Here is a 24,225-nt window from a genome sequence, read left to right on the forward strand (position 1 = left end):
CGGCACCACCGCTGCACCCGCGCTACATCCGTCTCCGGCAGACCCATTCCGCTAGTCTTGCAACCGTCCCCGTTGCGACGTTGACTGGAATCCGCCCACCCAGTAATAGACCCAGTAATTAGGAGGATGATCCGATGCGCGAACACCTGCAGTTCTACATCGACGGGCGATGGGTCGACCCCCTGCGCCCCAACCCGTTCGACGTCGAGAACCCGGCGACCGAGCGGGTCGCCGGCAAGATCTCGCTCGGTACGGCCGCCGACGTGGACGTCGCGGTCGCCGCGGCCCGGCGCGCCTTCGCCGGCTGGTCGCAGACCAGTCGCGAGCAGCGCCTCGAGCTACTCGAGTCCATTCTCGTCGAATATCAAAGGCGTGCGGGCGATCTCGCCGAAGCGGTCACCGAGGAGATCGGCGCGCCGCCTTCGCTGGCGGCGGGCCCGCAGGTCGGGCTCGGGCTCGCTCACCTGGCCACGGCGATCGACGTGCTGAAGAATTTCTCGTTCTCCGAACAACACGGGGCGACGCTGCTGGCCCGGGAACCCGTCGGCGTCTGCGGGCTGATCACGCCGTGGAACTGGCCGCTGAACCAGATCGCGGTCAAGGTGTACCCGGCGCTGGCCACGGGCTGCACGATGATCCTCAAACCGTCCGAGGTCGCGCCGTTCTCGGCCTGCGTCTTCGCCGAGATCCTGGACGCCGCGGGCGTGCCCGCGGGGGTGTTCAACCTGGTCAACGGCGACGGCCCGGGCGTGGGCATGGCACTTGCGGGCCATCCCGACATCGACATGGTGTCCTTCACCGGGTCGACCCGCGCCGGCGTCGAGGTCGCCAAGGCCGCCGCCCCCACCGTCAAGCGGGTGACCCAGGAGCTCGGCGGCAAGAGCCCCAACATCGTGCTCGACGACGCGGGCTTCGCCGACGGCGTGCGCGCCGGCGTGGCCAACATGATGCCCAATTCCGGGCAGAGTTGTAACGCGCCGTCGCGCATGCTGGTGCCGAACTCACGCATGGACGAGGCCGTCGCCGTCGCGCGGGAAACCGCCGGCCAGGTGCGGGTGGGACACCCCGACGACAAGACCGCGATCGGGCCGGTGGCGTCGAGGGCGCAGTTCGACAAGGTGCAGCGGCTGATCCGGACCGGCATCGACGAGGGCGCGACAGTCGTTGCCGGCGGTCCCGGCCGACCCGATGGCCTGGACACCGGCTACTACGTGCGGCCCACCGTCTTCGCCGACGTCGCCAACAACATGAGGATCGCGCGCGAGGAGATCTTCGGTCCGGTGCTGTGCATGCTCGGCTACGACGATCTCGACCACGCCGTCGCGCTCGCCAACGACACCGACTACGGCCTGGCCGGCTACGTCTCGGGGGCCGACCTCGACACGGCGCGCGCCGTGGCCCGCAGGATCCGGGCCGGCTGGGTGACGATCAACCACGCCTTCGACATCAACGCGCCGTTCGGTGGCTACAAGCGCAGCGGCAACGGCCGGGAGTGGAGCTCGTTCGGGTTCCACGAGTATCTGGAGGTCAAGAGCATCCTGGGCTACGCGCCCGACAAGGCCGCGCAGTAGCCGAGCCGACGGAAAAGGCTTTCGCTCAAGTGGATTCGAAGTGGCGCCGAATACCCGCCAGCATCGCGGTGTGGGCCTTGACCGCTTCGCGCGTCGTCACCGGGGCCAGCGGCCGAGGCGCCGTGATGCTGATTCGCTCGGTGAGCCGGGTGCCGCCGGCGGCCGGCTCGAAGCTCACCGTGCCCCGCAGCCGCACCCCGGGGGGCTGGTCGGCCTCGGTGTGCACGTCGCCGTCGGCCGGCACGTGCAGCGTCGCCCGGTAGGTGATCCGCACCGTGAACGGCCCCAGCGGGATCCGGTCGACCACGCGATAGCTCCGCCGGTAGCCGTCGGGGGTGTCGGCGCGAGACTCGGCGGCCACGGACACGATCAGCGGATGCACGACCTTGATGTGGTCCAGGTCGACGTAGAAGTCGCGGACCCTGTCCGGTGCGGCGGGCACCTGTTCGGACAGCGTCCGCTCGGCCTGGGCGAACCACCAACTCATGGGGCATAACCTAGGTGCGTGGGCCCGGCGGGCGCGCGCACGCCGCGTGCGTAACGCCACGGCGATTTGCGGCCCGATTTTTCGCCGTGCGGTTACGCTCGTGATGGCCGCCCCGCGCGGGATCCCGGCGGGCTAGCAGGTCGGACGCTCGACCCCCGCTTGTTCGGCGCGTTCGGCCGTCCGCCAACCCGGTAGGCTCTTTGACAGTGAAGTCACTGGACACCCCGGCAACCGCCCCGATTCGGGTCGCCCGCAATTTTCGGCTCCATCGCTACGGCTCGTCACGGTGCGGCTGTGAACATGCTCTCGGCACGCCGAGGCCATTGGGCGCGATAGGTGTGATCGTTAGGGTGACGGAATGAGGATTCCCGGGGTATCCGGCGTCATCGCCGGCGTGACCGGTGGAGCTGCGGAAGTCGTCCGAGCCGGCGTTTCCACCGCAGCCGGCGCGGTGGGCGCGGTCCAGCTGCTGGCCAGTCCGGTCACCGAGCTGGCCGGTCCGGTGATGCAGTCCATGGCGCAGACAACGAGCCGTGCGATCGGGATCGGCAGTTCCGCCACCAACGGGTCCGCGAACCACGTCACGCCGCAGGTGCGCTGGCAGAGCGGACGGCGGGTGCACCTGGACATCGACCCGCTGCTGCCCTTCCCCAGCTGGCACGAACACGCGCCGGTGGTCGAGGAGCCGGTGCGCAGGATTCCCGGTGTGGCCACGGCCCACGTGGAGGGGGCGCTGGGCCGGCTGGTGGTCGAACTGGAAAGCGACGCCGACTGCGACGCGGTGCTGGGCGAGGTGCGCCGGACGGTCTCACGCGTGGCCGAGGACCTGGCATTGGCCGGGACGCGGCCGGCTACCCGCACCGCGCCGTTCGCCGACCCGGGCAACCCGTTGGCGATCCTGGTGCCGTTGACGGCAGCGGCGATGGACGTCGGGGCGATCGGCGCCGCGGTCACCGGGTGGCTGGGCCGGCTGCCCGTCGCCCCGCGCAGCGCACGCGCCGCTTCGGCTCTGTTGAACCATCAGCCGCGAATCGTCTCCGTCCTGGAGTCGCGGCTGGGCCGCGTCGGCACCGACGTACTGCTCAGCGCTTCGGCGGCGGTCTCCAACGGGCTGACCCAGGCGATCGGCACACCGATGCTGGACCTCGCGCAACGCAGCCTGCAGATCTCTGAAGCGGCGGCGCACCGGCAGCGGTGGCGCGAGCGGGAGCCGGAGCTCGCCTCGCCGCGGCGGCCGCAGGCCCCGGTGGTGCCCGTCATCTCGTCGGCCGGGCCCACATCGCAGGCGCTGCGGCACACCTCGGCGGCCGCAGCCGCCGGTGAGGCGTCCCACGTCATGGTCGGTGGGGCCGTCGACGCGGCCGTCGACACCGCGAAGGGGTCGATGGCCGGCCCCGTGGAGGAGTACGCCGACCAGGCCGCCAACGCGTCGCTGATCGCCGCGGCGACCGCGTTGCTGGCCGGCGGTGGCACCGAGGACGCCGCGGGCGCCCTACTGGCCGGGGTGCCAAGGGCCGCTCACATGGGTCGCCAGACGTTCGCCGCCGTGCTGGGCCGCGGACTCGCCAACGCCGGGCAACTGATCCTCGACCCCGGGGCCCTGCGCCGCCTGGATCGGGTCAAGATCGTCCTCATCGACGGGGCGGCCCTGCGCGGCGACCACCGCGCCGTGTTGCGGGCGCACGGGGACATGCCCGGCTGGGACGACGACCGCGTCTATGAGGTCGCCGACGCACTGCTACACGCGGAGCAGCCGCCCGAGCCCGACCCCGACGAGTTACCGGCCACCGGGGCGCGGCTGCGCCGGGTGCCCACGCAGGGCCCGTCGGCGGCGCCGGCACAGGGCCTCGAACATGCCGACCTCGTCGTCGACGGCGAGGTCGTGGGCAGCGTCGACGTGGGCTGGGAGGTCGATCCCTTCGCGATCCCGCTGCTGCAGACCGCGCACCGCACCGGCGCCCGGGTGGTGCTGCGCCACGTCGCAGGCACCGAGGACCTCACGGCCAGCGTCGCGGTGACCCACCCGCCGGGGACGCCGTTGTTGACGTTGGTGCGCGACCTGCGGAGTGACCGCGGCCCGGTGTTGCTGATCACCGCGCTGCACCCGGATTTCGCCTCGACCGACACGCTGGCCGCGCTGGCCGTCGCCGACGTCGGCGTGGCGCTCGACGATCCCCACGCCGCGACACCGTGGACCGCGGACATCATCACCGGCACCGATTTGGCTGCGGCGGTGCGGATCCTGTCCGCGTTGCCGACCGCCCGCGAGGCCACCGAGTCGTCGGTGCGCCTCGCCAAGGGCGGCAGCATGCTGGCCGGGCTGCTGTTGGTGACCGGCGATCCGCAGGCCACCACCAACCCGCTGGCCCTGCAGCGCTGGCTCAACCCGGTCAACGCCGCCGCGGCGGCCGCGTTGGTACAGGGGGCGTTCTCGGCCACCCGGGTGCTCCGCCAGCCTGTGCCCACTCCCCAACCGTTGACCGCCTGGCATGCACTGGACCCAGAGATCGTCTATTCCCGGCTGTCCAGCCGCACCCACCCGTTGGCCGTCGAGCCCGGCATCGCACCGTGGCAACGTGTTCTCGAAGACCTGTCCTACAACCCGGCGCTGGCGCCACTACGGGCGCCAGCGGCCCGGCTGGGCCGGCTGCTGTCGGCCACCCGGGCCGAGCTCGCCGACCCGCTGACGCCGATCCTGGCGGTGGGTGCGGCGGCCTCGGCGATCGTCGGCAGCAACATCGACGCGCTGCTGGTGGCGGGCGTGATGACCGCCAACGCGATCGTCGGCGGGACGCAACGGTTGCGGGCTGAGGCGGCCGTGGCCGAGCTGTTCGCCGAACAGGACCAGCTCGCGCGCCGCGTCGTTCTTCCCACGATGGCGACGTCGCAGCGTCGGCTGGAGGCGGCGCGCTCCGCGCCGCGAACGGCGACGGTGAGCGCCAAGTCGCTGCGCCCGGGCGACGTCATCGACCTGGCGGCGCCGGAGGTGGTGCCGGCGGATGCGCGCCTGCTGGTCGCCGAGGACCTCGAGGTCGACGAGTCCTTCCTCACCGGGGAGTCGCTGCCGGTCGACAAGCAGGTCGAGCCCGTCGCCGTCACCGATCCCGACCGGGCCAGCATGCTCTTCGAGGGCAGCACCATCGTCGCCGGGCGCGCGCGGGCGATCGTGGTGGCCACCGGAGCCGGTACCGCGGCGCAGCGCGCGATCTCGGCCATCGCCGATGTCGAGTCGGCGGCCGGGGTGCAGGCCCGGTTGCGGGAGTTGACCAGCAAGGTGTTGCCGCTCACGCTGGCGGGCGGCGCGGCGGTGACCGGGTTGGCCTTGGCGCACAAGGGATCGCTGCGTCAATCGGTCGCCGACGGCGTCGCCATCGCGGTGGCTGCGGTCCCCGAGGGCCTGCCGCTGGTGGCCACTCTCGCCCAACTCGCCGCCGCCCAGCGGTTGTCCAGGCGCGGAGCGCTGGTGCGCACGCCGCGCGCCGTCGAAGCCCTGGGGCGGGTCCAGACGGTGTGCTTCGACAAGACCGGAACGCTCACCGAAAACCATTTGCGGGTGGTGTGCGCCGTCCCGCACGAAACCGACGTCGACGGTGAGTTGCCCGCGACGACGGACCCGCGGGCCAGTGCGGTGCTGCGCGCGGCCGCGCGCAGCAGCACGCAGCCGCAGAACGGGCAGGGACACGCGCACGCCACCGACGAGGCCATCCTCACCGCCGCGAGTTCCCGCAACGGTCAAAGCGGTTTCGGATGGACGCTGCACGCCGAAGTGCCGTTCGAGTCGAGTCGCGGGTACGCCGCCGCGATCGGCACCACCGGCGCCGACGAACACCCGACGCTGGTGGTCAAGGGCGCTCCAGAAAAGATCCTGCCACGCTGCCGGTTCGCCGACACGGACGCGGGCCGCGACCATGCCGATGCGTTGGTGTTGCGTCTGGCCGAACAGGGTCTGCGCGTGCTCGCGGTGGCGCAACGCCGTTGGGAGCACGGGCTGTCCGAAGACGACACCGACGCCGACGCCGTGGACGCCGCCGCGTACGACCTCCAGGTGATCGGCTATGTCGGTCTGGCCGACACCGCGCGGGAGTCGGCGCGGCCGTTGATCGAGGCGCTGATCGACGCCCGCCGCCGGGTGGTGCTGATCACCGGCGACCATCCGGTGACCGCGCGGGCGATCGCCCGCCAGTTGGGGCTGCCGTCGGATGCGCGGGAGATCACCGGCGCCGAACTCGCCGCCCTCGACCACGACGCCCGCGCCAGGCTGGTCGCCGACGTCCAGGTGTTCGCCCGCGTCAGCCCCGAACAGAAGGTCCAGATCGTCTCGGCGCTGCAGGCCTGCGGTCAGGTCACCGCGATGGTCGGGGACGGCGCCAACGACGCCGCCGCCATCCGGATGGCAGATGTGGGCATCGGGGTGAGCGGTCGGGGATCCTCGGCCGCCCGGGGGGCCGCCGACATCGTGTTGACCGAAGACGACCTGGGCGTGTTGCTCGACGCCCTGGTCGAGGGGCGCGGCATGTGGGGCGGCGTCAGGGACGCGGTGGGCATCCTGGTCGGCGGCAACGTGGGTGAGGTCTTGTTCACCATCATCGGCACGGCGCTGGGTACGGGGCGGGCGCCGGTGGGCACCCGGCAGCTGTTGCTGGTGAACCTGCTGACCGACATGTTCCCCGCGCTCGCGGTGGCCGTCACCCCGCAGTACCCCCAGCCGGACCCCCACTCCGAAGAAGCCGACGACGCGACCGGCAACGGGGCCGCCACCGATGCCGACGAACTCCATCGCGCGTTCCAGCGGGCCGCCCTTGCGGGCCCGGCGCCGTCGCTCGACGCGCCGCTGCTGCGCCAGATCGTCACCCGTGGCGCCGTCACCGCGGCCGGAGCGACGGCCGCCTGGGGCATCGGACGCTACACCTTCGGAACCGAAAGACGCACGGCCACCATGGGTTTGACTGCACTGGTGACGACGCAGCTGGCGCAGACCCTGTTGACGCGCCGGCACAGCCCCCTGGTACTGGGCACGGCGTTGGGCAGCGCCGCGGTCCTGGTGGCGATCGTGCAAACGCCGGGCGTCAGCCACTTCTTCGGCTGCACCCCGCTGGGGCCGGTGGCCTGGAGCGGCGTCATCGGCGCCACGGCGGGTACCACCGCCGTCTCGGTGCTGGCACCCAACTGGCTGGCCAAGCGCGTCGCGGCGATCGAGCCCAAGGCCGCCGAGATCGCCGCACAGATTCCGGGCGTCTGGAACGGCGGCCCGAAACCCGAATAGGCGCAATCGTCAGGCCGATGAGCGGCGTCTCCCCGGGGCGGCGGGTTCCTCACTGTCGGCGTGACGGAGTTCGTCGCGCCCGGCGCCGTCGAGGAAGGTCAAAGGCGCCTTTGCGTCGGCCTCGTACATACCGAAACGGCTGAGCGAACCGGCTAGAACCGGCTACGTGAAGAGGATCTGACCGCCCGCCGCCAACTGGTAGAAGTCACCGACGGTGATGATCTGGTCCTTCACCGGGTCGATGAAGTCATCGGGGCCGAAACCGAAGAGGTCAACCGACGCCTTGCAGCCATACAGGCCGGCACCGGTATCGGCGATCATCTCGACGAATTCGGGCACCGGCGGGATGTCCAGCTTGTCCATCCGGTCGGTCATCTGGCGCGTCAACAACCAGGACATCCCCGGCAATCCCCCGATCCAGGTGGGGACGTGCAGGCCCGGGTTGCCGACGGAGGCGATCTTGATGTCCTTCTGCCGGTTCTTGTGGATCGCGTCGAGGCCGAAGAACGTGAAGAACAGGTTCGCTTCCATCCCTTCGGCACGGGCGCCGTTGGCCATGATCAGACCCGGATAGATACCCTCCAGAGACCCTTGGGAGATGATGATGGAGACTTTTTCGATCGGGTTTTCCATGTGATGCGCCGTTCTTCTTAAATGCAACCGATGGGTTTGGGAATACCGGCGATTCGCGCGGCCACTTTCGCGGGTCCCTTCGGGAACAACTGGTAGAGATCCTTGATGCTGACGCCGGAGCTTTTGCTGAGCGCACGCACCGACGGCCCGCTGCCGGTCTGCTCGTATTCGTGGCGCATCTGTTTGACAACCTGCCAATGCTGGTCGTTGAGCGCCGGAACGCCCCATTCCCGGGCGATCTCGGGAGCCATGTCCGCGTTCCATTGCTTGGGATCGATGAAGAAACCTTCGTCGTTCACGGTCACTTCGGTTCCCGCGTATAGCTTTGTCGTCATGTCATGTCCTTCTCTTCTCGTGCAGTGGCTCTCATCGTGCGGTGGCTCTTATCGTGAAGCGGTCTCGAATCGTTTTCCGGTGCGCGGCATCCGACTGCCGATGCCGGGGATGTCGCGGCCTGGGAGCAGCACATTCCAGTAGAGCCAGCGAAAGGCCAGCTTGCCCATGTGGTTGAGCCGGGATTCCCGGAGCAGGGGCAGCCCGACACCCAAGGGGAAGTGCCCGGGGAGCGGTTCGGTGTCGTAGTCGAAGTCGATGAGCAGTGCTTTGCGGTCCCCGCTTTCGATGAAGCAGTTCGTGTGACCGTCGAACCGGGCGTCCAGGGGCCGGCCGGCGAGGAACTGCGCGACGTTGTGGGTCAGCACATCGCCCTCGAAATGGGCGACCGACCCCGCCTTGGACGTCGGAACGTTGGTCGCGTCGCCGATGGCGAAGATGTTCGGCCGCACCGTCGACTGCAGGGTCCGCTGATCAGTCAGCACAAAGTTCAATTCGTCGCCGAGGCCTGAAGAACGGCCGACGAAGTCGGCCCCGCCGTGCAGCGGACAGACGACCGCCAGATCGAAGGGGACCGTGCGTTCGTCGTAGGAGATCAGCCGACCCGCCTCGCCGTCGACCTGTCCGGTGTTGAACTCGGTGACCAGTTCGATGCCTTTTTTCTGCAACAGGCTGCCCAGTTCGCGGGCAGCCACCGGCTTGGTGAACGCGCCGTCCAGCGGCGTCACGTAGACCAGCTCAACCCGATCGCGAATGCCCCGGCGACGGAAGTACGCGTCTGCGAGGAAGCAGAACTCCAGCGGCGCGACCGGGCATTTGATCGGCATGTCGACAACGTTCAGCACGAGCCGGCCATGGTCGAATGCCGACAGCGCGCGTTCCAGCGCCGACGCGCCTTCGAGGTTGTAAAACGAGAAGACGTTTCGCATCCAGCCGGGACCGGTCATGCCCTCGGTCTCCTCGGGCATCAGCCTGGCACCGGTCGCGATGACCAGTACGTCGTAATCCAGCACGACGCCGTCGGTCAGGTGGACCTGGTCGCCGTCGACGTCGACGCGGTCGATATCGCACTGGAGATAACGGATCCCGGCATGGAGCTGGCGTTTGCGGGATTTCACGATGTCGTCGGGGCTGATCAACCCGAACGGCACAAACAGCAAGCCGGGCTGGTAGACGTGCGTGTCGTCGCGATCCACGACCGTGATGTCAGCGTCAGGGACCGTCCGGTGCAACCGGTTCGCCGTCAATGTGCCGCCTGTTCCACCGCCGAGAATGACAATGCGCTTGTTCACGCTTCCGAGGATGCCCCACCACCGGCCTGAACCGCAGAGTCTTTGGTCCCCGGCACCGCTGCGCAAGGTCCCTGCCACTCCGAACGGGAGCCGCGGGCGATGAAGGCGCGCCACACCGTGCGATCGGGCGCCTGATCCCGCGAGAGCGGCGAATTCAGCCGGTCAGCTCCCGACGTACCACTTTGCCCGCCGGATTGCGCGGAATGATGCCGACAAAGTTGATGTCCCTGGGCTGTTCGAAGCGGGAAACCCTGTCCTTCAAGTATTCTCGAATCGTCGGTGCGTCGATGCCGCTGCCCGGCCGCAGCACCACGAAAGCAGCCAACCGATGGCCGAAACGTTCGTCGGCAACCCCGAAGACCGCATTGTCGGCGATGTCTGGGTGTTCGGCGAGCGCGTTCTGGACCGCGCGCGGATAGACGTTCTCTCCCCCGGAGATGATCATGTCGTCCTCGCGGCCGACGACGCAGAGCCGGCCCGCGTTGTCGAGGTACCCCATGTCGCCGGTGCCGGTCATGCCGTCGACGAAGGCTTTCGCGGGCCCGGCGTTCGAGCCCACCGCGGAGCCGGCGCCGGCCAGGTCGCCGCCGACGAAGACGCGGCCGGTGACCCGCGGCCCAACCGGCCGGTCGTGCTTGTCGAAGATGCGTACCGGGCAGCCCGCGACCGGCTTTCCGACGGTCTCGGGGGCGTCACGCAGGTCGGTCGGCGTCGCCAGGGCGCCGATCCCGACTTCGGTCGAACCGTAGCCGTTGTAGAGGATGTCGCCGTAGGTGTCCATGAACCGCTGCCCGAGCGTGGGGTCGAGCCGCTCCCCGCTGGACATCACGACCCGTAGGTGCGGCACCGGGTTGCGCGCCCGCAGGCGTTCGGGCAGGTCGAGGATGCGTGCGAGCACCACCGGCACCGCGGTGAACGCGTCGGCCCGATGCAGCGACGCTTGCGCCAGGGCGGACTCGGCGTCGAAGTGGCGTTGCGTGAGCACGGTGCCGCCCAGGCCCACCGTGATCATCAGCATGCCAAGCCCCAGCCCGTGAAACATCGGCATCGCCACCGAGATTCGCGATCCCGTACGCAGTCGGGTGCGGTCCAGGAGTGTCGCCCACACCCCCACTGCCGAGCGCAACTGCGGGGTGCGCGGCACGCCTTTGGGTGTGCCGGTGGTGCCCGAGGTGAGCAGAACGATGCGCCCCGGTGCGGCGACCCGGGGCCGCGGGTCGCCGTCGTGGGCCGTGACCGTCGCCGGGTCGACGATGGTCACCGAGGGATCGGCGGCGCGCACCCGCTCGGTGAACTCGTCGTCGGCGACCATGACGGTGATCCGGTGACCGCTCAGCGTGGCCGCCAGCGCGTCGGTGCGGAACTCCGTGTTGACGGGCACCACGTCGGCGCCAAGGAGGGCGGCGGCGAAAAAGCCCTCTACGAAGCCCCGCCCGTTGCGGCACATGACCCCGACGGCCCGGCCGGGTCCGGCGCCGGCGCCGGACAGCCGGCCCGCCAGCGCCTCGGCTCCCCGCTGCAGCTCGCGGTAACTGAGGGCGCCGTCGTCGTCGACGATGGCGGACCGGTGCGGCCACCGGGCCGCCGTGACCCCCAGCAGGGTGCAGGGGTTGGTACCGCCGCGCACCGCCGCGCGCAGGAGCCGTACCCCGGTGGCCGGGGACGGCGGACTGAGCAGCCCGCAGGACAACAGCGCCCGGGCCACGGTGGTGAGCAGGCCGCCGGTCGTCATCGCGTGGCCTCGTGGGTGTCGGTCTCGGTGGAGAACCGGCGACACCACAGTCGGGCCGCCTGGTCGGCGGGGCCGGCCAGCAGCGCCGACGCGAGCTCGGCGGGCCACATCCAGGGCGGTTCGATCGTGCGCGGGCGGTCGATGATCGCCTTGGCGATCGTGTCGGCGGCCTCCTCCGCGGACAGGCCGGGCAGCCGGCCCAGGACCGGCATGGGTTCGATCCTCCTGGTGCGGACCATCGCGAAGTAGACCGAGGTGACGGTCACGCCGCCGGCGTGCAGTTCGGGCGCGACGCTGCGCAGCCAGCGATCGAACGCCCCTTTGGACGCCTGGTAGGCGCCCCACTGCGGGCTGGGCACCACTCGCACGCCGACGCTGGAGACGTTCACGATGTGCCCGCCGCCGCCGTCGCGCATGGTCGGCAGCAACCCCAGCAGTAGCCAGATCGGGCCCAGATAGTTGGTGTCGATCGTGCGCTGGAAGTCGTGCGGACGGTCGTACTGCTGATGCAGCGAGCGGCGCAACGACGTGCCGGCATTGCTCACCACCACGTCGAGCGGGCCGTGGTCCTCGTTGATCTGCTTGGCCAGCGCGCTGACCGCGGCCTCGTCGGCGAGATCGGTCGGGTAGGCAACCGCTTGTCCGCCGCCCGCGTTGATCGACGCCGCGAGTTCGTCGAGCCGGTCGGCCGACCGGGCGACCACCAGCACCGTCGCACCGGCCGCGGCCAGCCTGCGCGCCGTCGCCTCGCCGATCCCGTACGACGCGCCGGTCACCAGGGCGGTCTTACCGGAAACGGCGCCGCGAAGACGATCCGGATCGGATATCCGCGCAGGGTTGGCCAGTCGGTCGGCAGCCGCGTGGAGGACCTGCGTTATCACGTTCACCTTTGACCGCCGCATCCGCTGGTGTGCTCGCCGAGAAATGGCTGTGAGTCAACCGTGCGCCTCGACATTCATATAGTTAGCAGATCATATGACGGCGCACGCGTCTTTCGGCGGCACTCACTCGCCGATGAAGCCCTTGTTGCGCATCAGGACGTCGGCCAGGAAACCGTCGTGCGGGATTTCGGGCGCCCCGTGGAAGGTCGGGTGGGCGCCGCGGTAGACGTTGCTGACGGTCGGCTCGCCGAGCAGGGTGTCGATCAGCGCGTCATCGCCGGTGATCGCGGTGACGACCAGGGAATGCCGCAGCGGTGCGACGCCGGCCCCGTGGGACCACGGCGACACCCATACGCACGGGAACGGCAGTTCGGTGTTGAGCGTGTCGGTGAGCCGACCCGAGCCGGGTCCGTCCAGCAGGTGCACAGCCGGGCGCAGCGCGGCGTAACCGTCTCCGACCCGGGCCACCACCTGGTCGGCACCCAGCAATGGGGTGGTCCCTGCGGCCTTGGCCGCCAGGTGACTCGCCAGCGCGTGCGCCTTGGCGAGCGGCTGGGTGGGCAGGATGGCCCGCTCGTCGGCGCCGGGCAGGGGCTCGATCGCGGCCAGCCGTTCGGCGATCGCCGCGGCCAGCGGGGCGGGGTCGCCCTCGTAGAGCACCGCGGTGGTGTTGACGCAGGCCATGCCGCCCAGGTTGGCGATCGACTCGACGACGACGTCGAGATGGTCGCGCCAGTCGCGGTCGGCGGTGATCAGGATCTTGGTGCGCCCCGGCCCGTGCACCACCACCCTGGGGTCGGCGGCGTACTTGTCGACGACGTCCTGGCCGCCGTAAACCACCGCGACGTCGGCCGCGCGGATCAGCTCGTCCGCGCCGCCGTGCCCGGTCGGCAGGTATGCGGCGTCCTCGTTCCGAAACCCCGCCTGGCGCAGCGCATTAACCAGCCGATGCGCGGTCAGCGGCTCGCGTCGCGACGGGCGCACCGCCACCCGGTAGCCCAGCGCGAGCGCCTGGGGCCACAGGCCGTGCACGCCGGGGCCGTTGCCGGCGGCGTGCACGGCGAGCGCCTCCCCGCGCCGCACCCACATCGCACCACCGCGCCGGGCCCGCTCCTCGCGCCAGTCCGTCGCCGCACCGACGGGCCGGGCCGGGCGCACCGCGGCGAACGCTCCGGCGACCGCGTCGGCCACACCGCGCGCACCGGCCCGGTTGACCGCGATCGGTAGGCCCGAAATCCGGCTCGCCGCAGCGACATAGGCCTCGAAATCCAGTCCCGCGATGGTCGCGGTGGCGAAGACGCGGGCCGCCGCGGCCAGGGCGGCTTCCCGCTGTTCAACCGGCAGCGGCCGAACCTGGCGCTGCGCGTCGACCGTCCGTGACACATACAGCGGCGGCACGACGCTCAGTTCGAGCACCGCTTCGCCGGCCGTGCTCAGGACGACTTCGCGGGTGCGGGTGCGGTACTCCCCCTGGGGGCCGAGCGCGTCGATGTGCACGACATCGCCTTTCAGTACACGCCTTCGATGACGGTCTCGCCCTCGAAAGCGCCCACTGGCCGCACTGCGCTGAGCGAGTCGCCGACCTGACCCGCTGGTCCCGGTATGCGGATGGCCAGGTCGCGTTCCAGGTTGTTCGGGATGAACATCCCCTTGCTGACGTGGTTCATCACGACGCGGCCGAGTTGGCCGTAGGGGACTTCCTCGCCGGTGTCGGGGTCGACGACCCGGAACACGACGTAGGGGCCCCGCGGGTCGAAGACGAACGTCCCGTCGTCCACGGTCCTGGTGACCGCCTGGGACAGCACCATGGTGCTGCCGAAGGCCATCGTGATCGTCGTGGCCGGGAAGATGTCGCGCAACAGGTCGAGCGTGTCGGCGTCCACGTGAGCGCCGCTGAGCAACAGGTAGCGGATCTTGTCGTTCACCAGGTCCGCCACGCGGCCGTCGCGGGCCATTGCCTCCACCAGTGGCGGCGTGGCATGCAGGTTCGCGACGTCCTGCGTCTGCAGGACGAAGACGGCCTGGTCGACGACGTGCTCGACGTAGGCCGCCACCTCAGCGCCGGCGTCGCGGGCGGTGAGCTTCTTGACCCAGCGCGGGTCGATGTCGATCGAGTGGAACACCGAACCCAACCGCTCGGAGACCAGGCGTGAGAAGTAGCCCACCCCGTGCGGCCCGCTGGGCATCAGGCACAAAAAGCCCCGGCCCGGCAGAAATCCGCCGGCGGCGAAATCCTCGGTCTGCCATTCGACGACCTGGGCGCACCAATCCGGCAGTTGCGCGGTGCGTTTCGGGGCGCCGGTGGTGCCACCGGACTCGAACACCCGGGGCAGCGGCGCCGAGGACCCCTCGGCCCGGTAGCCGCGGGGGACCAGATCCTCGACCGGCACGCCGCGCAGTTCGTTGACCAGGTTGGGAAACCTCCGCAGGTCGGCGAAGGTGGTGACGTCGCGCAGCGGGTCGAAGTCCAGCATCTCGGCCGTGCGCAGCCAGAACGCCGACCCGGTGTCACGGCCGAAATGCCAGGCGATCGCGGCGCGCAGGTAGGCCTCGGGATCGTCGATCGGCGCCGACCTCGGAACGTCCAGCATCGAAAAGCCGATATCGGCCATGCCACCGATCCTGTCACAGGAACCGCGCGAAGATAGGTTTCGACCGCCGATTAGCTTACAGCACAGAGAGTTCCGCATCTAGTTACGCGCCGTTCAACTCCTCGGGCGCCATTGTGCAGCCCGCGCGGGTCAACCCCCACGCGGCGCCACGCCCTGGCCGCCGAGGGCAGGTAGACCACCGACAGGGGCAAGCGGTTGATGAGCGGATTCAGCGCCTGCACGGTGGCGGCGAGCCGCTGAAAGCGCTTGTCCTTCTTGGCGTTCCATTCCAACTGGCACACCACCTGCATCCGCGGGGCAAAGTGCCCGCCACGACCAGCCGGGTGTGTGCGTTGAGCGGCGCGAACAGAATCCGCCGGGCCGGCTTGGGGATTCAGCGCGTGATACCGCGACCCGTCACTGACGGTCCCCTTGATCGGCTTGTGGAAGTCGCGAACCTTGCGGCCCCAGGCCTGCGGATCATCGGAGTACACGGCGTGCATCAGGAGCGGCGCGGTCCTCCTCGCCCGGCCCAGCGTGTCGCTGAATACCACCGAATGGTCGAGCACACCCTGGGCGAGTTGCTCGATGCAGTTCTCGACGCCGGCCGTGCGCTGGAATCCGAAGAACGCGGTGCGGTGATCGCCGTAGAACTTCCAGGTCGGCGAGTCGGGCCCCAGCCGCGGCCAGGCGTCGTGGCCCTCCCCGCCGACCAGCACGGGCACCGCTTCGCGCAACACTGTCGAGCATCACTGCCGAATCAGGATCCGGCAGTGATGCTCACCCCTCGTCAGCGCGTGCAGTGTGCAGTGTGCATCACTGATACAAAGCCGTATCTTTGTGTCAAAATAGCATTCTTACGCCGAGATTGCAGTGGGGGTGTGATCCATGCGGTTTGACAGCCCTGGCGGCAATCTCGGCGAGAAGACCGAGAAATCCGAGAAATCCGAGGTCGACCGGGTCATCCTGGACACCGCGCGGGCGGTGTTCGAAACCTACGGCGTGCGCCGGGCGAACGTCGAGGACGTCGCCGTCCGCGCGGGCGTCAGCCGCAGCACCATCTATCGGCGCTTTCCCAGCAAGGACGACCTGTTCGAGAAGGTGGTGCGGCGCGAAGTCGGCCGCTTCTTCCGCACACTGGACCGGGCCACCGCCGGATGCAGCCCGCAGCAGGCCGTGGTCGAGGCATTCGCCCTGGGTGTGTGCTTGGTGCAGGACTCGCCGCTGTACTCCCGGATCGCCGAGAGCGAACCCGAGTTGTTCGGGCTGTTCTCGCGTTCCGAGGTCTTCCCGATCCGGCAGTTCGCCGACGGCATCGCCCACACGCTGCGGCGCTGCGGCGCCGACCTGCCCGACCCCGAGCTGGCCGACGTCGCCGACATCCTGCTGCGGATCGCCTTCGGCACCATCGTGTTCCCCACCGACCGCCTCGACACCACGGACCCGGCCGCTGTGCGCCGGTACGCCGCCCGCTACCTGATCCCGATCATCGGCGGACGGCAAAGGGACAACCCTGCCGGCGACCTGGATTAGCCTGGACCCGTGGCGCCGGTGACGCGGACCAGGTACGCCAGTTGCGGCGAGATCGACATCGCTTATCGGGTCTTCGGCGATGGCCCGGTCGACCTGCTCGTGTTGCCGGGGCCGTTCATCCCGATCGACTGCGTCGACGGCGAGCCGTCGATGTACCGCTTCCATCGCCGGCTGGCGTCGTTCGCCCGGGTGATCCGCTTCGACCAGCGCGGGATCGGCCTGTCCTCACCGGTCCCGTCGCCGGACATGATCGGCCCGGAGGCCTAGGCGAACGACGCGATCGCGGTCATGAACGCGGTCGGATGCGCGCGTGCGACGGTGCTGGCACCGGGCTTCACCTCGTTGGCCGGTATCATCCTGGCCGCCGATCACCCCGACCGGGTGAACAGTCTGGTGACCGTCAACGGCGCGGCACGTGCGCTGCGCGCCCCGGACTACCCGATGGGCTCCGACCTGAGCGCGGCCGACCCGTACACGACGACCGCCATGGACCCGGACGCCGGCGAGCGGGGCTTCGACCTGCTCGGCATCATCGCCCCCAGTGTCGCCGATGACGACGCCTTCCGGGCATGGTGGGACATGGCCGGCAACCGGGCGGCGTCGCCGAGCATGGCGCGCACCTTCGTCCGCAAGATCAGGGACGGCGACGTGCGCGACCGCCTCGGCCGCATCACGGTGCCGACCCTGATCCTGCACCGCGACAACCCGGCCTTCAGCCCCGTCGCGCACGCCGACTACCTGGCCGAGCACATCCCCGGGTCGCGCCTGGTGGAACTCGCGGGCGGCGACGCCCTGTACCGGGTCGGCGACACCGGCCCGATGCTCGACGAGATCGAGGAGTTCATCACGCGAGTGCGCAGTGGCTCCGAACCCGAGCGGCTGCTCACGACCATCGTGTTCACCGACATCGTCGGCTCCACCGAGCGGGCCGCCGCGCTCGGTGACCACCGGTGGCGCGACCTGCTGGACAACCACGACGCCATCGTGCGCCACGAACTGCAGCGGTTCGGCGGGCGCGAAGTCAACACGGCCGGCGACGGATTCGTCGCGACGTTTTCCAGTCCCAGCGCGGCGCTGGCGTGCGCCGACGCCCTGGTGGACGCCGTCCGCGTGCTGGGCATCGAGGTGCGGGTCGGGATCCACGCGGGCGAGGTCCGCGGCGCCGCGCACGACGACGTCGCCGGAATGGCCGTGCACATCGGCGCGCGGGTGGGCGCGCTGGCCGGCCCGAGCGAAGTGCTGGTGTCCTCGACGGTACGTGACATCGTCACCGGGTCGCGGCACCGGTTCGACGACCGCGGCGAGAACGCCCTCAAGGGCGTGCCGGGCCAGTGGCGCCTGTATGCCCTGGCCCGCGAGCGAGCCACCGTCAGGCGTTAACTCGCCCCACATTCGGCGGACAGTCGGGCGACCACCACCCGGCGTAGGCTGCAACAGAGGGCCACGTGAGCCCAGACCGCCAATTTCGCCGTACAGCTTGGCATTTGATCAAAGGAGCACACATGACCGATGTGCACGTCTCGCTGCCGCCTGCGTTGCGCCGCGCGGTGGACCTGCTTGCCGATCCCCCGGCGAACGCCGACGCCAGCAGGGGGTATCTCGATCTGCTCGGTGACGCATCAGCCGGGGACACCGCCGTCGCGCAGAACACCGGCCCGATCCAGGCCGCGTGGGCCTCGCCGATCGGGTCGATGCTCTACGACAACGCCCAGGCCTTGTCTCGGCGACTGATCAGCGCCTGGCGCCATCCCCTCGAGTGGCTGAACATCCCGGACGGGGGCACGGCGCTTGACGTCGGATCGGGTCCGGGCAACGTCACCGCGTCGCTGGCGCGGGCGGCCGGCCCCGACGGGCTGGCACTGGGCGTCGACATCTCCGAGGCGATGCTGGCGCGGGCGGTGCGCAACGAGGCGGGCCCGCAGGTCGGATTCATCCGGGCCGATGCCCAGCGACTTCCGTTGCGCGACGGCACCGTCGATGCAGTTGTCTCGATCGCCGTGCTTCAGCTGATCCCGGACCCGGCGGCCGCCCTGGCCGAGATGGCCCGGGTGCTGCGCCCGGGCGGCAGGCTGGCCGTCATGGTCCCGACCGCCGGGCGTGCCGCGCGGCTGTGGCAGATGCTGCCCAACATCGGGGCGCACGCGTTCGGCGACGACGAGATCGGCGACATCCTCGAGGACAACGGTTTCGCCAGCGTACGCGTCACGAACCTCGGGATGCTGCAGTGGGTGCGCGCCAGGAAGTGATGCGCCGGCGCTGACTGCACCGGCTCATCGAGTGCCCCTCAGGCGTCGCGCGCCAGCTCGGCGAGCCGGTCCAGCGACGCCCGCAACTTGTCGGCCGTGGTCGCCCGGGCCCGTTCGAGGCGCGTCGTGTCGGTGAGCGCGGTCCAGTCGTAGGTGTGGGTCACGCTGGTGAGTTCGGCGCCGAGCTGTTCGAGTTGCCAGCGCCACAGGTGCCCGGGAGGCTGCTTTCCCTTTTCCGCCGGCCGCCAGGCGATCTGACTGCCCTCGATGAACTCCACGACGTGGTTCTCCCGGACGGCACCGTTGGTCAACGTGGTCGTGAAGACGTCGCCGGCCTGGCGCACGCGCTGCCCGGGGGCGGCCGCGGCGAGGTTGTCGTTGCCGTCCCAGCTCGGCTGCCGCGACGGGTCGGCGATCAGTTCGAAGATCCGGTTCGCGCTGGCTGAGATGACACGGGTGGCGCTGACAATGCGTTCCTCGGGATAGGACATACCGCTATCCAAACACGTCGCCGGGTGGAGCAAAATCGACGAGTTCCGCAGCAGACCCCCCACCGCACCAGGGGGCTCCGCGGCACCCTGACCGAGGCCTCACGCCAGCGTGTCGTCGACCCAGGTGCGCAGGGCGGGCAGCGGCGCGGCACCGGACTGCCGGGCCAGCACCCGGCCGTCCCGCAGCAGCAGCAGGGTCGGCACCGCGCGCACGGCGAACCGCCGAGACAGCGCGGGTGCCGCGTCGACGTCGACCTTGACCAGTTTCAGCCGGCCCGCCCGTTCCCGCGCCAACTGCTCGAGGGCCGGGCTGACCGTCCGGCACGGACCACACCATGTCGCCCACAGGTCGACCAGCACCGGCACCGACGACTTCTCGGCGACGTCGGCAAAGGAGTCGTCGCGGGCGTCGACGATCCACGGAAGCCACTGCCGGCACCGCGCGCAGCGGGGTTTACCGGCCGCCGCGGAGGGCACGCGATTCTTCGTCCCGCAGTGGGGGCACACCACGATGCGCGCGTTCTCGCTCATGCCGACAATTCCACCACGACACCGGCGTGTGCACAGGCGACAGGTCACGCCCTGGCGGCAGCCTTCTCGATGTCGAGGAGCTGCTCGCCGCGCCGTTGCTGCTCGTAGGCTGTGCGGCCGCCGCGGAGCCCGAACAGTCGTTTGGACAGGAGCAGGTAGACGACGGCGGCCACGTTGATGGTGAAGGTCACCGCGCGGGTGGTCGTGAGGCCCTTGGCCAGCTCGGAGATCTCCAGCGGCAAAAACACCGAGGTGGCCACCACCGCAAAGTACTCACCCCAGCGTTTCAACAACCACAGCCCGACCCCTTCGACGACTTCCACCAGGGCGTAGCCGGTCAGCGCTGCGGTCAACAGGAGCAGCGTGGATGGCTTGGCGGTCAGGGCCCTCTCCAACTCGTGGACAGCCGTCATCTGGTCCACCTGGAATCCGCTGGCGCGCAACACTGGTAGGTCGCGTTCCAGCGCTGCCTGGATGGATCCCCGCGCACCGCGGAACTTCCACACCGCGTAGGCGGCCAACCCGATCAGCAGCGCCCGGAGCAGGCGTTCGGCGCCGAGCGCCCGGACGATCATCGCCTGGCGCAAAGCCTCACCGCGCAATACCGTCGGGGCGTCCTGAGTGCTGCCCTGGGCGCGCGGCCGGCCGAGGACGAACTCTCCGCAACGCAGGCAGCGCCACACCGGACCCACCGCGGTGTCACCGCGCAGCCGGCCGGCCAGCGCCTCGTCGTCCGGGGCGAAGGTGGCATGCCCATCGAGACCGCAGGTGATCAATTCCCAGCGGTTGCCGCCGCGATGTGTGCGCATGGCCCCCGATCCTCCAATGCGGTCAGCAAACGACGCAAGAGGGAGCGCTCAACCGTTCCCCGCCACGTCCGGATCGCGATGGGATCGGCTCAGCGCCGTCGACTCGTCGGTGAGCCTTTCCCTGATCCTCCGGACCTGCCGCGCTCAGCGGGCACGGCGGATGCACGGCCAGCATCAGCGCGACGCGGCCACGGTGGTCGAAAACCGGCGCGGCGACACTCACCACGGGCCGCTTGCGGCGTCCGGGGTTGTCGTCGCAGAGAAAGCCGATGGTGGTGAACTCGGCCAGCAGCTGCTCCAGGATCTGCCATAGAGGGCTGGGCATGTCACTGCTATCCAGGGTGGCGACCACCCGGACGGCCTGCGCCAGCGTCCAGGACCACGTACTACGTTGCGGCCTAGCCGAACTCGTCACCGCGACGACTACCCAGGGCTGTCTACGATCTGCCGCCATCGCCCACCGCACCGCGGTCGAAACCCTCACCACGGCCGCGTAATTCGCGTAACGAAACATCAACCGTCACACAACCCCAGTCGAACACAGCCGAACCTGACCCGCACCACAAAGCTTGACTCAAAAATTCGGCTTCGCCGGATCTAGCCATCTAGATCAATAGGGTCTTACACACCTCGGAAGAGGTTACAGATAAGCGTTGTCGGCCGAGCTGCACGACAAGGGCGTCGACGTCCTGGGCCTCATCCCGGGCAAGATCGACACGCCTGCGCTGCGCCGGCTTGAACACGGCCGCGGCCAGATCGGTTCGCCCGGGGATGCGCCCCCCGGCGCTGCTGCCGTGGACGACGTGATCGCGGAGGCGTTCGAGAACCTTGCCGACGGCCCGACCTGGATCGTGGGTGAGGAACTGCGCGCGGCGACACAGATGATGGGATCGCTGACGCGCAACCAACTGGTGCGGCTCATGGCGCAGGCCAGCGCCGCGGCGATGGGCGCCGATCACCCCGAGTAGGGCGCGCGTGTGGCACGGAACCAACCCGGCCGACAGCGCGTCGTATCACATATCGAACTCCATGTCGGCCAACCCGGCTTCCGGGGTTTGCCTAAGTCATGAGTTAGCCGACCCGAACTTTCGGATTCCATTGCAGGAAAAGGTAACCCACTCCCGCCCGGGGTCACGTGCGGCATTGCTGACCACCGACCCGGCAGGTAGCTTAGGTAAGGGTGTGCTACGGCAGCCCCGCTCGACGAGTCGTAAGGATGACGATGCTCGCCACAGACAGGCCCGCAGCCTCGAGCGCAGTACGTTCCCCGCGCTGCACCCTGGTCCGTTCCGCACTGATCACCACGGCGTTCATGGTTCCCGCGGTGGTCGTGCGCCTCGGGGGCCTGCGCCCGGAGCCGGTGGCCGCCCTGTTGATCTTCGGGGCCGCGGTCGTCTCGGCCAGCTTCCTGCTGGCGTGGGCGGCCGAGGCCGCACAGGTCGACGTCTCCGGCGGGCTGGCGACGGCGGTGCTCGCGTTGATCGCGGTGCTGCCCGAATACGCCGTCGACCTCTACTACGCCTACGTGTCGGGCCACAACCCCGATTACGCCCAATACGCCTCGGCCAACATGACCGGGTCCAACCGGCTACTGATGGGGCTGGGCTGGCCCGTCGTCGTGCTGATCGGCATCGTCGTGGCGCGCCGGGCCGGCACCGACAAACCCGGCGGTTTGGCGCTGCAGCCGGCCAATCGGGTCGAACTCGGCTTTCTGCTGCTCGCCGGCGTGTTCGCATTCGTCATCCCGGCGAGCGCGCAGATCCACCTGGCCACGGGGATGGCGCTGCTGGCGTGGTTCGGCTTCTACCTCTACAAGGTCAGCCACGGCGACGTGGCGGAGCCCGACCTGATCGGTACCGCCGCGGCCCTGGGCGAACTGCCCGATCGCCGCCGGCACCTGGCCGTCGTCTGCCTCCTCGTGACCTCCGGAGCGGTCATTCTGCTGTGCGCCGAACCGTTCGCCGACAACCTGGTCGCCGCCGGCGGCGAACTGGGGATCGACCGGTTCCTGCTGGTGCAGTGGCTCGCCCCGCTGGCCTCCGAAGCCCCCGAATTCATCATCGCGACCATCCTCGCCGCGCGCGGCAAGGGCACGGCCGCCATCGCCATGCTGATATCGGCCAAGGTGAACCAGTGGTCGCTGCTGATCGGGTCGTTGCCGGTCGCTCACCTGCTCGGCGGCGGCGGACTCTCGCTGGGCCTCGACCCGCGACAGGTCGAGGAAATCCTGCTCACCGCCACCCAGACCATGATGGGGGTGGCGCTGCTCATGGGGCTGCGCTTCCACCGGGCCACGGCGTGGACACTGCTGGTGTTGTTCGTCGTCCAGTTCCCGATCACCTCGACGCACGGGCGGCTGCTGCTGTGCGGCGTCTACACCGCGGTCGCCCTCGCCGGGCTGGCCGTCAACCGCCGCCACCTGGCTGCCACCGTGCGGGCGCCGTTCTTGACCAACGCCCTTCGGCACAGCGGTCACCCGTACGACGCGGCGCCCCAACCCCGGCTCCTGATGTAGCGCCGCTGCGTATACGGTCCACGCATGAATCGAGTGGCGGTGATCACAGGCGGCGCGGGGGGCATGGGCCTGGCCACGGCGCATGCCGTCGGCCGCGACCACACCGTGGTGCTCTGCGACGTCAGGCAGGACCGGCTGGCGGCCGCGGCCACCGCCCTGCACGACCTCGGGATGTCCCCCACGGTCGTCGAATGCGACGTGACCGACCGGCGCGCCGTCGCCGACCTGTTCGACACCGCCAACGGCCTCGGCACCGTCGTCTCCGTCATCCACGCCGCGGGGGTGAGCCCGAGCATGGGCCCGGCCGACCACGTCATGCGGACCAATGCACTGGGCACTCTGCACGTCAACGAGATGTTTCACGCGGTGGCCGCCAAGGGCGCCGCGATCGTCAACGTGGCGTCCATGGCGGCCCACCTGCTACCCGCGGAACTTGTTCCCGAAGGCCAGTTCCCGCTGGCGCTGCACGATCCCGATGCCTTCCTGGACGCCATGATGACGGCCTGCGACATCGCACCCGAGGAGGGGCGATCCGGCATCGCCTACGCGGTGAGCAAGAGCTTCGTACGGTGGTACAGCCGGTCGCAGGCGGAGCGGTTCAACGCACGCGGACTGCGCATCGTCTCGGTTTCCCCGGGGTCCATCGACACCGAGATGGGCAGGCTCGAGGAGCAGGCGGGCGCCGGGGCGATGGTCACCGAAGCCGCGGTCCCGCGGTGGGGCACGCCGCAGGAGATGGCAGAGCTGCTCGCCTTCTGCGCCAGCGCCAGAGCGGGTTACCTCACCGGCACCGACATCCTCAACGACGGCGGGGTGATCGCCTCGATGACCGAGCGCGCCCGGGTGGCCGCCGTGAACGGCTGACCCGCTGCCGGTCGGTGGCCCCGTGCCGGTGCGGTGCACCCAGTCCCGGGGCCGCAGCCGCCACGTCCGGCGGGCGTACTCCAGCTCGGTGTAGGGCCATTGGGTGACGATTCGGCCGGTCGGCGAACGAAAGTAGCTGTCGCACTGCGTCCAGATGGTGCGCTCGAGGGCGGCGGAAAGTTGTTGATCGTAGCGTGTTTCAGCCTCGGGATGTCGTCGGCCGCCTCGAGGCCGTGCTGGAGGAGTCGGATCGGCTGATGCGCGAGTATCCCGATCTCGCCGCGTTCGAACGGGCGATCCGCGCCGAAAGCAGCGCCGCCGGACCCGGTCGGCCGGCGCACGCGGGACTGCGGGTACTGCGCGACGTGATCAGCGAGGTCGTCGAGGACGCCCGGGCGCGGGGCTCGCTGCCCGCCGACATCGAGCCGGGCGCCGCCGTGGACGCCATCTACG

Annotated in this window: 18 protein-coding genes and 5 pseudogenes; 9 read left to right on the top strand and 14 right to left on the bottom strand. The window is 69.9% G+C overall.

Going from position 1 to position 24,225, the window contains the following annotated elements:
- The first annotated feature begins 134 nt into the window (after window positions 1-134).
- On the top strand, window positions 135-1,571 hold the full coding sequence (locus tag ACOJVU_RS01235; RefSeq protein WP_421528104.1) for an aldehyde dehydrogenase family protein: 1,437 nt from the start codon (window positions 135-137) through the stop codon (window positions 1,569-1,571).
- Window positions 1,572-1,596: 25 nt separating this feature from the next.
- Here ACOJVU_RS01235 and ACOJVU_RS01240 read toward each other — a convergent pair whose 3' ends face one another.
- Window positions 1,597-2,058: an SRPBCC family protein gene (locus ACOJVU_RS01240; protein ID WP_421528105.1), complete on the bottom strand. Its 462-nt coding sequence runs from the start codon at window positions 2,056-2,058 to the stop codon at window positions 1,597-1,599.
- A gap of 358 nt (window positions 2,059-2,416) precedes the next feature.
- Between ACOJVU_RS01240 and ACOJVU_RS01245 the strand changes: the two genes are divergently transcribed.
- Window positions 2,417-7,321, top strand: coding sequence for an HAD-IC family P-type ATPase (locus tag ACOJVU_RS01245; RefSeq protein ID WP_421528106.1), 4,905 nt, complete (start codon window positions 2,417-2,419; stop codon window positions 7,319-7,321).
- Between the two features lie 162 nt (window positions 7,322-7,483).
- Here the strand turns inward: ACOJVU_RS01245 and ACOJVU_RS01250 are convergent, their stop codons facing one another.
- The 8 genes and pseudogenes from ACOJVU_RS01250 to ACOJVU_RS01285 form a co-directional block, all read right to left on the bottom strand.
- Window positions 7,484-7,954: a DsrE/DsrF/DrsH-like family protein gene (locus ACOJVU_RS01250; RefSeq protein WP_421528107.1), complete on the bottom strand. Its 471-nt coding sequence runs from the start codon at window positions 7,952-7,954 to the stop codon at window positions 7,484-7,486.
- A gap of 17 nt (window positions 7,955-7,971) precedes the next feature.
- On the bottom strand, window positions 7,972-8,259 hold the full coding sequence (locus ACOJVU_RS01255; protein WP_421528108.1) for a TusE/DsrC/DsvC family sulfur relay protein: 288 nt from the start codon (window positions 8,257-8,259) through the stop codon (window positions 7,972-7,974).
- A gap of 78 nt (window positions 8,260-8,337) precedes the next feature.
- On the bottom strand, window positions 8,338-9,579 hold the full coding sequence (gene sqr / locus ACOJVU_RS01260; RefSeq protein WP_421528109.1) for a type III sulfide quinone reductase, selenoprotein subtype: 1,242 nt from the start codon (window positions 9,577-9,579) through the stop codon (window positions 8,338-8,340).
- Between the two features lie 154 nt (window positions 9,580-9,733).
- Window positions 9,734-11,311: an AMP-binding protein gene (locus ACOJVU_RS01265; RefSeq protein ID WP_421528110.1), complete on the bottom strand. Its 1,578-nt coding sequence runs from the start codon at window positions 11,309-11,311 to the stop codon at window positions 9,734-9,736.
- Window positions 11,308-12,213, bottom strand: a complete 906-nt coding sequence (locus ACOJVU_RS01270) for an SDR family NAD(P)-dependent oxidoreductase (RefSeq protein ID WP_421528111.1) — start codon at window positions 12,211-12,213, stop codon at window positions 11,308-11,310. The genes ACOJVU_RS01265 and ACOJVU_RS01270 overlap by 4 nt, the downstream gene beginning before the upstream one ends.
- A 102-nt stretch (window positions 12,214-12,315) precedes the next feature.
- On the bottom strand, window positions 12,316-13,704 hold the full coding sequence (locus ACOJVU_RS01275; RefSeq protein ID WP_421528121.1) for an aldehyde dehydrogenase family protein: 1,389 nt from the start codon (window positions 13,702-13,704) through the stop codon (window positions 12,316-12,318).
- A complete protein-coding gene (locus ACOJVU_RS01280) occupies window positions 13,701-14,804 on the bottom strand; it encodes a phenazine antibiotic biosynthesis protein (protein WP_421528112.1) in 1,104 nt (367 codons plus the stop codon). The genes ACOJVU_RS01275 and ACOJVU_RS01280 overlap by 4 nt, the downstream gene beginning before the upstream one ends.
- 50 nt (window positions 14,805-14,854) lie before the next feature.
- Window positions 14,855-15,520, bottom strand: a pseudogene (locus ACOJVU_RS01285) (oxygenase MpaB family protein).
- A gap of 151 nt (window positions 15,521-15,671) precedes the next feature.
- Between ACOJVU_RS01285 and ACOJVU_RS01290 the strand changes: the two are divergent.
- From ACOJVU_RS01290 to ACOJVU_RS01300, 3 genes and pseudogenes are all read left to right on the top strand, one after another.
- A complete protein-coding gene (locus ACOJVU_RS01290; RefSeq protein WP_421528113.1) occupies window positions 15,672-16,316 on the top strand; it encodes a TetR/AcrR family transcriptional regulator in 645 nt (214 codons plus the stop codon).
- Window positions 16,317-16,325: 9 nt separating this feature from the next.
- Window positions 16,326-17,696, top strand: a pseudogene (locus ACOJVU_RS01295) (adenylate/guanylate cyclase domain-containing protein).
- Between the two features lie 122 nt (window positions 17,697-17,818).
- Window positions 17,819-18,562, top strand: a complete 744-nt coding sequence (locus ACOJVU_RS01300) for a methyltransferase domain-containing protein (protein WP_421528114.1) — start codon at window positions 17,819-17,821, stop codon at window positions 18,560-18,562.
- Window positions 18,563-18,600: 38 nt separating this feature from the next.
- Here the strand turns inward: ACOJVU_RS01300 and ACOJVU_RS01305 are convergent, their stop codons facing one another.
- The 4 genes from ACOJVU_RS01305 to ACOJVU_RS01320 form a co-directional block, all read right to left on the bottom strand.
- Window positions 18,601-19,053: an SRPBCC family protein gene (locus tag ACOJVU_RS01305; protein ID WP_421528115.1), complete on the bottom strand. Its 453-nt coding sequence runs from the start codon at window positions 19,051-19,053 to the stop codon at window positions 18,601-18,603.
- 99 nt (window positions 19,054-19,152) lie between these two features.
- Complete coding sequence (gene trxA / locus ACOJVU_RS01310; protein WP_421528116.1) at window positions 19,153-19,584, bottom strand: thioredoxin; 432 nt, start codon at window positions 19,582-19,584, stop codon at window positions 19,153-19,155.
- Between the two features lie 44 nt (window positions 19,585-19,628).
- A complete protein-coding gene (locus ACOJVU_RS01315; RefSeq protein WP_421528117.1) occupies window positions 19,629-20,393 on the bottom strand; it encodes a DUF2127 domain-containing protein in 765 nt (254 codons plus the stop codon).
- Between the two features lie 22 nt (window positions 20,394-20,415).
- Window positions 20,416-20,745 (bottom strand): hypothetical protein, encoded by a 330-nt coding sequence (locus tag ACOJVU_RS01320; protein ID WP_421528118.1) that lies wholly within the window; start codon window positions 20,743-20,745, stop codon window positions 20,416-20,418.
- Between the two features lie 298 nt (window positions 20,746-21,043).
- Here ACOJVU_RS01320 and ACOJVU_RS01325 point away from each other — a divergent pair.
- The 3 genes and pseudogenes from ACOJVU_RS01325 to ACOJVU_RS01335 all read left to right on the top strand — a co-directional run.
- Window positions 21,044-21,361 (top strand): annotated as a pseudogene (locus tag ACOJVU_RS01325) (short-chain dehydrogenase); the annotation flags it as partial.
- 248 nt (window positions 21,362-21,609) lie between these two features.
- Complete coding sequence (locus ACOJVU_RS01330) at window positions 21,610-22,908, top strand: sodium:proton exchanger (RefSeq protein WP_421528119.1); 1,299 nt, start codon at window positions 21,610-21,612, stop codon at window positions 22,906-22,908.
- A gap of 24 nt (window positions 22,909-22,932) precedes the next feature.
- On the top strand, window positions 22,933-23,772 hold the full coding sequence (locus ACOJVU_RS01335; protein WP_421528120.1) for an SDR family oxidoreductase: 840 nt from the start codon (window positions 22,933-22,935) through the stop codon (window positions 23,770-23,772).
- Here the strand turns inward: ACOJVU_RS01335 and ACOJVU_RS01340 are convergent.
- Window positions 23,767-23,982: pseudogene (locus ACOJVU_RS01340) on the bottom strand (NAD(P)/FAD-dependent oxidoreductase); the annotation flags it as partial. The gene ACOJVU_RS01335 and the pseudogene ACOJVU_RS01340 sit on opposite strands and share 6 nt — an antisense overlap.
- Here ACOJVU_RS01340 and ACOJVU_RS01345 point away from each other — a divergent pair.
- A pseudogene (locus tag ACOJVU_RS01345) lies at window positions 23,967-24,225 on the top strand (TetR/AcrR family transcriptional regulator); the annotation flags it as partial. The pseudogenes ACOJVU_RS01340 and ACOJVU_RS01345 sit on opposite strands and share 16 nt — an antisense overlap.

This window comes from Mycobacterium sp. THU-M104, assembly GCF_049197365.1.
Taxonomy (GTDB): domain Bacteria; phylum Actinomycetota; class Actinomycetes; order Mycobacteriales; family Mycobacteriaceae; genus Mycobacterium.

What these genes read in the sequence shown, in the direction of transcription:
- ACOJVU_RS01235 (WP_421528104.1), top strand. Translation starts at nt 135, where the DNA reads ATGCGCGAACACCTGCAGTTCTACATCGACGGGCGATGGGTCGACCCC.
- ACOJVU_RS01335 (WP_421528120.1), top strand. Translation starts at nt 22,933, where the DNA reads ATGAATCGAGTGGCGGTGATCACAGGCGGCGCGGGGGGCATGGGCCTG.
- ACOJVU_RS01290 (WP_421528113.1), top strand. Translation starts at nt 15,672, where the DNA reads ATGCGGTTTGACAGCCCTGGCGGCAATCTCGGCGAGAAGACCGAGAAA.
- ACOJVU_RS01270 (WP_421528111.1), bottom strand. Translation starts at nt 12,213, where the DNA reads ATGCGGCGGTCAAAGGTGAACGTGATAACGCAGGTCCTCCACGCGGCT.
- ACOJVU_RS01300 (WP_421528114.1), top strand. Translation starts at nt 17,819, where the DNA reads ATGACCGATGTGCACGTCTCGCTGCCGCCTGCGTTGCGCCGCGCGGTG.
- trxA (WP_421528116.1), bottom strand. Translation starts at nt 19,584, where the DNA reads ATGAGCGAGAACGCGCGCATCGTGGTGTGCCCCCACTGCGGGACGAAG.
- ACOJVU_RS01330 (WP_421528119.1), top strand. Translation starts at nt 21,610, where the DNA reads ATGACGATGCTCGCCACAGACAGGCCCGCAGCCTCGAGCGCAGTACGT.
- ACOJVU_RS01250 (WP_421528107.1), bottom strand. Translation starts at nt 7,954, where the DNA reads ATGGAAAACCCGATCGAAAAAGTCTCCATCATCATCTCCCAAGGGTCT.
- ACOJVU_RS01305 (WP_421528115.1), bottom strand. Translation starts at nt 19,053, where the DNA reads ATGTCCTATCCCGAGGAACGCATTGTCAGCGCCACCCGTGTCATCTCA.
- ACOJVU_RS01240 (WP_421528105.1), bottom strand. Translation starts at nt 2,058, where the DNA reads ATGAGTTGGTGGTTCGCCCAGGCCGAGCGGACGCTGTCCGAACAGGTG.
- ACOJVU_RS01280 (WP_421528112.1), bottom strand. Translation starts at nt 14,804, where the DNA reads ATGGCCGATATCGGCTTTTCGATGCTGGACGTTCCGAGGTCGGCGCCG.
- ACOJVU_RS01265 (WP_421528110.1), bottom strand. Translation starts at nt 11,311, where the DNA reads ATGACGACCGGCGGCCTGCTCACCACCGTGGCCCGGGCGCTGTTGTCC.
- ACOJVU_RS01245 (WP_421528106.1), top strand. Translation starts at nt 2,417, where the DNA reads ATGAGGATTCCCGGGGTATCCGGCGTCATCGCCGGCGTGACCGGTGGA.
- ACOJVU_RS01315 (WP_421528117.1), bottom strand. Translation starts at nt 20,393, where the DNA reads ATGCGCACACATCGCGGCGGCAACCGCTGGGAATTGATCACCTGCGGT.